Below are 6,983 nucleotides of genomic sequence, written 5' to 3'. Positions count from 1 at the left end.
GGAAGTACACGGCGAACCCGGCCAACTCATCCAGACCTGTGTTTCGGCAGCAGCCGGACCCGTCAACCTCGAACTCTGAGGAGCATCGTTCCATGACACTTACTTCCAACCCCCCGGAACCGGCTACGGCCGCCGGCACGACCTCCCCGGAGCAGCCGAAGACATCCGCGGCCGCGTCTGCGGCGGCAGCCGCGCCCAAACCCCGGCCCGGGGCCCTGGCCGCCTCCGGGCGCCCGGTGGTGCGTCCGCCGGCGGCCGCGCACCTGACCGATCAGCAGGTCGCCGAACTGGGCCGGGAACTCGACGCGATCCGCGATGGGGTCCTGGCCAGGCGCGGGGCCTCCGATGCCGCCTACATCCGCCGCGTCATCAAAATCCAGCGCACGCTCGAGGCCGCGGGCCGGCTCGCGCTGCTGGGCGGGCGAAACAGAACCGCGTGGATTGCCGGCACAATCCTGCTGAGCGTCGCGAAGATTCTGGAGAACATGGAGATCGGGCACAACGTGCTGCACGGCCAGTGGGACTGGATGCGGGACCCGGACATTCACTCCACCACGTGGGAATGGGACTTCGTCACTCCGGCCCGGTCCTGGCAGCACACCCACAACGACCTGCACCACCGCTGGACCAACGTCGTGGGTAAGGACCGCGATGTGGGATACAACCTGCTGCGCATGGATCCGGACCAGCCCTGGAAACCGTTCAACCTGGGCAACCCCCTGTACAACGCGCTGCTGGCCCCCGTCTTCGAATGGGGAATAGCGATCTACGACCTGGAAATCCCGGAATACAAGGAAGGCAGAAAGAGCAAAGCCGCGCTTATCAGGGACCTGAAGGCCATGGGACGCAAGGCCGCCAAGCAGCTCACCAAGGACTACGCGGCAACCCCGGCACTGGCCCTGCTCACCGGCTCCGGCAAACAAGCCCTTTACGGGACCCTGGCAGCCAACGCGGTCCGCAACGTCTGGGCCCACGCGGTCATCTTCTGCGGACACTTCCCCGACGGCGCCGACACCTTCACCGAGGACATGGCCGACGGTGAAACCCGCGGGGACTGGTACGTGCGCCAGATGATCGGCTCGGCCAACATTTCCGGATCCAGGCTCATGCACCTGATGACCGGCAACCTCTCCCACCAGATCGAACACCACCTCTTCCCGGACCTGCCCTCCAACCGGTACGCCGAGGTGGCACCGAAAATCCGGGAAATCTGCCGCCGCTACGGGCTGCCCTACACATCCGGGCCCCTGCTCAAACAGGTCGGATCCTCATGGGCCAAAGTCCTCCGGCTCGCCCTCCCGGACGAAAAACCATCCCGACGCCGGGATCCGGCCACCGTCTGATCCTCCCGGGAAGGACCGCCCCAACGACCGGTGCAGGGCAGGAAAATACCGGCAAACCGGTGCAGGGCAGGAAAATACCGGCAAACCGGCGCACGGCTACACCACACACCGGCCCGCACCGTTTCACCCTGCCCCGCGGCTCCTGCCGGTGCTCTTAAGGGGTGCGCCGGTTCACCGTGGCCCCTAGGATGAAGCTGACCGGCCGGCATTTCTGCCGACGGGCACCAACCGCAGGGAGAACGACCATGGGTATGGGCGACAGGATCAGAAACGCCGCGCAAAAACTGGGCGGCACAGGCAGAACGGCCTCCAGACACGCCTCCACCGGCGGGCGGACCACAGCAGGCACGGGAAGCAACCCGGAGCTCAGGAACATCGGCGCAAGAATTCTGGGGGTCTTCAGGAAAAAGCGCTAAGCACAGGTCCGGAGGGCCGCCTGACCCGAAGACCGCCAGCACGGCCAACGGTGCTTAACTGCTCAACGCCATGCCGCCGCCGATAACAGCGCATATGACACCCACAGTTTGGGTGGAGCCGCCGGTCTTCCGAGCCGGGTGCTCCAGCCGGCGGCCCTCGCCTGTCAGGCCGGTCCGGGCTGGGTTTGGGTTCCCTTTCGCGGCGCCGGTCTGCCGGCCCGGGGTTTCAGGGCCCTGCGCGGGCTGCTGCCGGCTTCCAGTACCTGCAGGCCGATGTAGATCAGCGCGACGGCCTGGACTGCGGCCGCCAAAGTCGGGAAGAGAGCGCCGTAGGGCAAAAAGACCGGCAGCGCCATGCCGGTGAACATCACCGCGGCCGGCCACCAGGACACGACACCGCTGCGCCACAGCGCCAGCAGGAAGACAGGGATCGCCACGAGCGTGACATACACGGCCGGCTGGATAATGGCCGCGTGCGCCAGCCCGCCCGGGTAGGCCGCGGCGATGGCGGCAAGCTGGGCGTTGGAAACCCCCGCGGTATCCGCGGCGCGCAGGAGCCAGAAGATCTGCGCCGAGGGCAGGAAACTGACCACTGCGATAAAGGCCAGCATCCCGGCCAGGTGCCCCCAGGCCGCCGGGCCGGGCCGCAGCATTTCCAGCAGCCCCAGCAGGCCGGCCGCCAGCGCCACAAAACCGTAATGCAGCAGCAGGGGCCCGAGTTCACCGGCCGAGGAACTGCCCGTGACGGCTTGGACGAAGGCGGCCTCGGTGCCGTCCCGGCCCCAGGGCCACACGGCGAAGGCGACGGTGTTGAAGATGCCGGCAACAATGAGCGCGGCTGCGGTGGTGTACCGGCGAAACCGGACAGGAGGGGTGGACATGGAAGGCTCCCGTGGTACCGGACGGCCCGCCCCGCAGGAGGACCGTCTGCTGACACCGCAATCGTTTCACCGCAGCCCCTGCAGCGGAATCCTCAATTTAGGGTAGCCGCCGCGGCACCGGCACGGGCAGGCAACTTCCAGAGCCGGAGTCAGGCACCGCACCCTGCTCATCCCCCAAACACCGATAACAGTGCATACGACACCAGTGGAACAGTGATTATTGCATCGGATGCAAATTCGACGGAGTTCAATACGACTCCTGCCGTGTATCGACTTCCGGCCTGATTTTCCGCTCACTTTGCTGTGAAGCCCTCTTTCCGTTGGCATGGCCGCGGAGGGCGTCCCAGCGCAGGGTAGGCACCGCGTTTTGTTATCGGGAGTCGTTACCGGGCAACTGCATGGTGAAAAACCGGAAAACCCCCACACCCATCAGCAGGAACCCGGCGACCCCCATCACCGCCAGCTGCGAGGCAATACCGATAATGAGCAGCACGAGCCCCATCACCGAAGCAAGTGCGGCCAAGAATACCGGGGTCCCAGACACGCCTGAACCGGGGGAAAGTTCACGGGCCAGCCCGGGATCCTCAGCCGTCAACTCGAGCTCGAGCTCCTCAAGCCGCCGGCGCTCTTCGTCCGACAGCGCCAATGGAACCTCCCACATGCCGCGCCGGTCCGGGATCCTCAGCAGGAAAGCTGCTTCACCCGGCCCGGAACCATTCGCGGTGCTTCATCCTTCTTTAAGTGGTGCTTCATCCTTCTTTAAGTATGGTCCGGCACAAGCGGAAGTTCTGCCCCCCGCACTGAGGCCGGTGAACTGGAAAGTGAGGCGTCCGGCCACCGTTGAAGCTGTCGGGACAGCTGTCTTGCAGACCGGCGCGGATTTAAAATTAAGCCGTGACCAGCCGGCACTCCGCCGGCGGGCGCTGCCGGTATGGGAGAACCGTCATGGGTCTGGGCGAGAGAATCAGGAACGCCGCGGAGAAAATCGGCGGCAAGGGCAAAGAAGCAGCCGGGCATGCCGCGGGCAATGACCGGCTGAAAGCCGAAGGCAAAGGCACCCATGCCAAGGCCGAATTCAAGGACGTCGGCGAAAAGCTAAAAGGCGCCTTTAGGAAGAAGCACTGACCAAAGACACCGGCAAGGATCCGGGCCCCGTACCCCGGTCTTAGCCCCTATCCGTGCCGGTGACACTTCACTCCTGCAGGCATGAGACGGGCTGTACCCGGTGGTGCGGGTACAGCCCCCGTCCCGGGGCATCCCGGCAGTTAGGTCAGGGCCGGCCCGGATTCCTCCGAGCCGGAGCGCTCCTTGAGGAATTCGTGGCACCGGGCCGCGCGTTCAGAATCCTGGGACATGATCTGCTCAAAGAATTCCGCGATGTCCTCGCGGCCGGCATTACGGGCATCGCGCACATACTGGCCGTAGTCATGGCCGGCTTTGAGCGAGTGGTACTGCACGGATATCAGATCGTAGGACACATCATCAAAACCTGTTTCACCGGTAGCCATCAGGCACCTCCACGGTCTTCGGCAATGGACCACTTCAGGCTAGACCGCCCCTGCAGCAGCGGCAAGAGAAAGCACTGGCTGGTCCCCCCGCCACGCGCCGGCCTTGGTGGCCTTTCCCAATAATTGTCATGAATCCCGGGGTCCTCGCAGATCAGGCTCCGGGACGGACTTGAGGCTTTGGTGGGGTGGCCGGTTCGATGGCCAGGACGGTCACGTTAATGTTGCCTGCGGTGAGTCCGGTGCGGCCGATTCCTTCATGGACCGCGGTTTGGAGGCTGTGGGCGACGTCGAAGGCCGGGTGGGCCATGTCGGTGGCGATGTCGATGTCGGCGTACACGATCCCGTCCCGGATGATCACTGAGATGCCGTCCGGGCGTGGGTCACCGGAGGTTTTCTCACCCGGATGCAGGCTGTCGACGGTTGCCCCGCCCAGGCTCCTGAGGGCGTTTTTCAGGGTAGGTTCGAGGCGGATGACCCCGGGGGTTTCACGGGCGGTGCGGGCGATGATCCGGGCGAGGACCCCGGCGGTGATGAGGCGACCCTCGACGGGTTCAGACATCGTGCAGGTCCTCTACCAGCACGTCGATGGTCCGGGCCCGCACGCCCACGTGTTTGGCCAGGGCGCTGGTCACCCGTTCGCGGAGCACAGCAGCTGCCTCGGGTATGGGGGTGCCTGTCGCGACGGAAATCCGCACGTTCACAGCGACGTCGAGCGGATCGGGGTCCGGTTCCGGCACCCCGGTGACCAGTGGGCCGGGAGACTGGAAAAGTTCGATGTGGCAGCGCCGTGCGTTGACGCCGGGGATCCCGGCGGCAGCCCATCGGATGAGAGAAGCAATGGCCTGTTCACTGATGGCAATGTCCCCGAGGCTGTCTCGGCGGACGGGCAGGCGGCTGCCGCGGCGGACTTCGGCCCTAACGAGGGTCATGATGGTCTCCTTTACCCTGGTGCGGGGACGGAGCGCAGGATCCGTAGTGTCGTTATGCCGCAGGCTCCGGGTGGCTTCGGCCAGACTGCGCAGGCTCGCCCGAGCTGTTTGACATTGCCGGCAGCTGCGCTCATGGGCATTCGGGGGGCGGTCGACGGTCCGCCAAACCTCGTCGATGGGTCGTCCGCAGCCCAGGCGGGGGATCTGATCATCTAGCGCCATGGGTTCATCCTCTCCGCCAGGTGCTGGCGTGCCCTGGCCAGCCGGCCCCGGACGGTGGTTTCGGTGATTTTAAGAATGGCCGCAATTTCGGTATAGCTGTGCCCGTGCATTTCGCGCAGCAGCCACGTGGCTCTCAGATTAGGGGACAACGTTTCCAGAGCGGATGCAAGGTCATGCAGCTGGGCGGACATCTCGGCTTCGTACCCTGGGTCCCCTCTGAGAGTGCGGCTGCCTGGCCGGGCGTCGGCACAGCGTTGAAGTTCCCCGGCTTCCGTGGGTTCCTCGGGGTGGGTGGACCGTTTGCGCAGAATATCCAGGCACTGGTTCGTGGCCACTTGGTACAGCCACCCGCTGAAAGCGCCGGGGCTGGCCAGCAGCGGGAGTTTGCGCCACATCGCCACCAGGGTCTCCTGCACCACGTCTTCGGCCTGGGCACGGTCGCCGAGCAGCCGGCAGGCCAGCCGGAACAGTCTGTGCTGGTAGGCGTCGACAAGGTATTCGAAGGCTTCGGTGTCCCCGTCCTGTGCACGGGCGATGATGGTGCCTTCATCCAGGCCGTCAAGAGTGGTCCGGGCATGTTCCCTGTAGGGGTCCATATGCTTCCTCACAGAACTGCTGCCCGTCCGTGGGCATGCTCGCTACCCCTGACGGTAACAAGCGGAGCCCCAGATCCGCAGCAGGGCCGAAGAAAAGAAAGTTCCGGTATTTCCGTGAGATACAGGGGCGCAGCACGTCTCTAGTGGTGTCCGCAGCATAATGCCACTACCCCCGGAGATGGTCCTGATGGCAGAGACCCAAAACCCTTCCAGTGTCCTGGCCACCCCTGAAGAGGGCCAGCGGAATGATTCCGACAAGCAGCTTGAGAAAACCGGGCCGCTGCACACGGACTTCGGTGATACCACCATCGCTGAAACCGTGGTGCAGAAAATAGCAGGAATAGCCACCCGCGAGGTGCCGGGAGTCTACGAGATGGGCACCGCGGCACGCCGGGCCTTCAGCCACCTGACCGAACGCATCCCCGGTGCGCAGACCAACGTCAGCGGCGGCGTGAGCGTGGAGAAGGGCGAGCGTCAGGCGGCGATTGATCTGAGCATCATTGTGGAGTACGGCGTCTCCATCGTGGACGTCAGCCGCTCCATCCGCCGCAACGTCATCCAGTCGGTGGAAAACGCCACCGGCCTTGAGGTGCTCGAGGTGAACATCCACGTCACCGATGTCCACCTTCCCGAGGAAGACCAGGAAGAGAAGTCCACCGAGCTGGCCTGAGCGGCCCATCACCTGTAGTCCGTCCTCACCCTGGCTGCAGGGTCAGGACCGGCCATGAAAGGGGACCCCGATGTCACCGACGCACATCAGTCTGGCCGTCGCTCTCACTCTGGGTATTGTTCTGGCGTTTGGCGGGTTCACCGCGTTCGCGGTGGTGGCACTGTTCGGCGTTATCGGCTTCATTATCGGCCGTGTCCTGGAAGGCAAACTGGACCTGCAGGCCATGCTCGGCAGAGCCTCCGACCGGCGGTGAGAACAGTGTCCGGGAACACCCTCACCCGTCCCCCCGGACCCGCCGGGAGTCCGGGTCCGCCCGATGACCCCGGCTCCCGCGGCGCACTGGTGCTCCATGAAAAGGTCGTCAAGAAAATTGCCGCTCAGGCGGCCGGGGAGGCCAGCGTCACCGGAGGCTCCTCGG

10 protein-coding genes are annotated in these 6,983 nt (G+C 65.1%); 4 read left to right on the top strand and 6 right to left on the bottom strand.

What is annotated here, in order from left to right:
* The first annotated feature begins 92 nt into the window (after nucleotides 1-92).
* Nucleotides 93-1,343 carry a fatty acid desaturase family protein gene (locus AC5RWU_RS23340; RefSeq protein WP_493986557.1) on the top strand — a complete coding sequence of 417 codons (1,251 nt, stop codon included), beginning with the start codon at nucleotides 93-95 and terminating at the stop codon, nucleotides 1,341-1,343.
* A gap of 580 nt (nucleotides 1,344-1,923) precedes the next feature.
* Here AC5RWU_RS23340 and AC5RWU_RS23335 read toward each other — a convergent pair.
* Nucleotides 1,924-2,640 (bottom strand): hypothetical protein, encoded by a 717-nt coding sequence (locus tag AC5RWU_RS23335; protein ID WP_493986556.1) that lies wholly within the window; start codon nucleotides 2,638-2,640, stop codon nucleotides 1,924-1,926.
* A 370-nt stretch (nucleotides 2,641-3,010) separates the two neighbouring features.
* Complete coding sequence (locus AC5RWU_RS23330) at nucleotides 3,011-3,286, bottom strand: DUF3040 domain-containing protein (protein WP_493986555.1); 276 nt, start codon at nucleotides 3,284-3,286, stop codon at nucleotides 3,011-3,013.
* A gap of 248 nt (nucleotides 3,287-3,534) precedes the next feature.
* Here AC5RWU_RS23330 and AC5RWU_RS23325 point away from each other — a divergent pair, with 248 nt between their 5' ends.
* Entirely contained in the window at nucleotides 3,535-3,765 is a 231-nt protein-coding gene (locus AC5RWU_RS23325) for a CsbD family protein (protein WP_493986554.1), read from the top strand.
* Nucleotides 3,766-3,905: 140 nt separating this feature from the next.
* Here AC5RWU_RS23325 and AC5RWU_RS23320 read toward each other — a convergent pair whose 3' ends face one another.
* From AC5RWU_RS23320 to AC5RWU_RS23305, 4 genes are all read right to left on the bottom strand, one after another.
* A complete protein-coding gene (locus AC5RWU_RS23320) occupies nucleotides 3,906-4,148 on the bottom strand; it encodes an acyl carrier protein (protein WP_493986553.1) in 243 nt (80 codons plus the stop codon).
* 151 nt (nucleotides 4,149-4,299) lie between these two features.
* The gene (locus AC5RWU_RS23315) at nucleotides 4,300-4,707 is read right to left on the bottom strand and encodes an Asp23/Gls24 family envelope stress response protein (protein ID WP_493986552.1); all 408 of its coding nucleotides are present in this window, start codon (nucleotides 4,705-4,707) and stop codon (nucleotides 4,300-4,302) included.
* Nucleotides 4,700-5,077, bottom strand: a complete 378-nt coding sequence (locus AC5RWU_RS23310; RefSeq protein ID WP_493986551.1) for an Asp23/Gls24 family envelope stress response protein — start codon at nucleotides 5,075-5,077, stop codon at nucleotides 4,700-4,702. Before AC5RWU_RS23310 ends, AC5RWU_RS23315 begins: the two co-directional genes overlap by 8 nt.
* 212 nt (nucleotides 5,078-5,289) lie before the next feature.
* Nucleotides 5,290-5,895, bottom strand: a complete 606-nt coding sequence (locus AC5RWU_RS23305; RefSeq protein WP_493986550.1) for an RNA polymerase sigma factor — start codon at nucleotides 5,893-5,895, stop codon at nucleotides 5,290-5,292.
* A gap of 187 nt (nucleotides 5,896-6,082) precedes the next feature.
* Here AC5RWU_RS23305 and AC5RWU_RS23300 point away from each other — a divergent pair, with 187 nt between their 5' ends.
* Together AC5RWU_RS23300 and AC5RWU_RS23295 are read left to right on the top strand one after the other, a co-directional pair.
* Nucleotides 6,083-6,565 carry an Asp23/Gls24 family envelope stress response protein gene (locus AC5RWU_RS23300; protein WP_493986549.1) on the top strand — a complete coding sequence of 161 codons (483 nt, stop codon included), beginning with the start codon at nucleotides 6,083-6,085 and terminating at the stop codon, nucleotides 6,563-6,565.
* A gap of 70 nt (nucleotides 6,566-6,635) precedes the next feature.
* Nucleotides 6,636-6,818, top strand: coding sequence for a hypothetical protein (locus AC5RWU_RS23295; RefSeq protein WP_493986548.1), 183 nt, complete (start codon nucleotides 6,636-6,638; stop codon nucleotides 6,816-6,818).
* Nucleotides 6,819-6,983 lie beyond the last annotated feature (165 nt).

Source organism: Arthrobacter sp. B0427-1-12, from assembly GCF_059092905.1.
The sequence above is the reverse complement of the archived record's forward strand: the minus strand, read 5'-3'. Positions and strand labels throughout refer to the sequence as shown.

Excerpts from the sequence above, each read along its gene's own strand:
- AC5RWU_RS23340 (WP_493986557.1), top strand. The coding sequence starts at position 93 with ATGACACTTACTTCCAACCCCCCGGAACCGGCTACGGCCGCCGGCACG.
- AC5RWU_RS23335 (WP_493986556.1), bottom strand. The coding sequence starts at position 2,640 with ATGTCCACCCCTCCTGTCCGGTTTCGCCGGTACACCACCGCAGCCGCG.
- AC5RWU_RS23305 (WP_493986550.1), bottom strand. The coding sequence starts at position 5,895 with ATGGACCCCTACAGGGAACATGCCCGGACCACTCTTGACGGCCTGGAT.
- AC5RWU_RS23310 (WP_493986551.1), bottom strand. The coding sequence starts at position 5,077 with ATGACCCTCGTTAGGGCCGAAGTCCGCCGCGGCAGCCGCCTGCCCGTC.
- AC5RWU_RS23320 (WP_493986553.1), bottom strand. The coding sequence starts at position 4,148 with ATGGCTACCGGTGAAACAGGTTTTGATGATGTGTCCTACGATCTGATA.
- AC5RWU_RS23300 (WP_493986549.1), top strand. The coding sequence starts at position 6,083 with ATGGCAGAGACCCAAAACCCTTCCAGTGTCCTGGCCACCCCTGAAGAG.
- AC5RWU_RS23295 (WP_493986548.1), top strand. The coding sequence starts at position 6,636 with ATGTCACCGACGCACATCAGTCTGGCCGTCGCTCTCACTCTGGGTATT.
- AC5RWU_RS23315 (WP_493986552.1), bottom strand. The coding sequence starts at position 4,707 with ATGTCTGAACCCGTCGAGGGTCGCCTCATCACCGCCGGGGTCCTCGCC.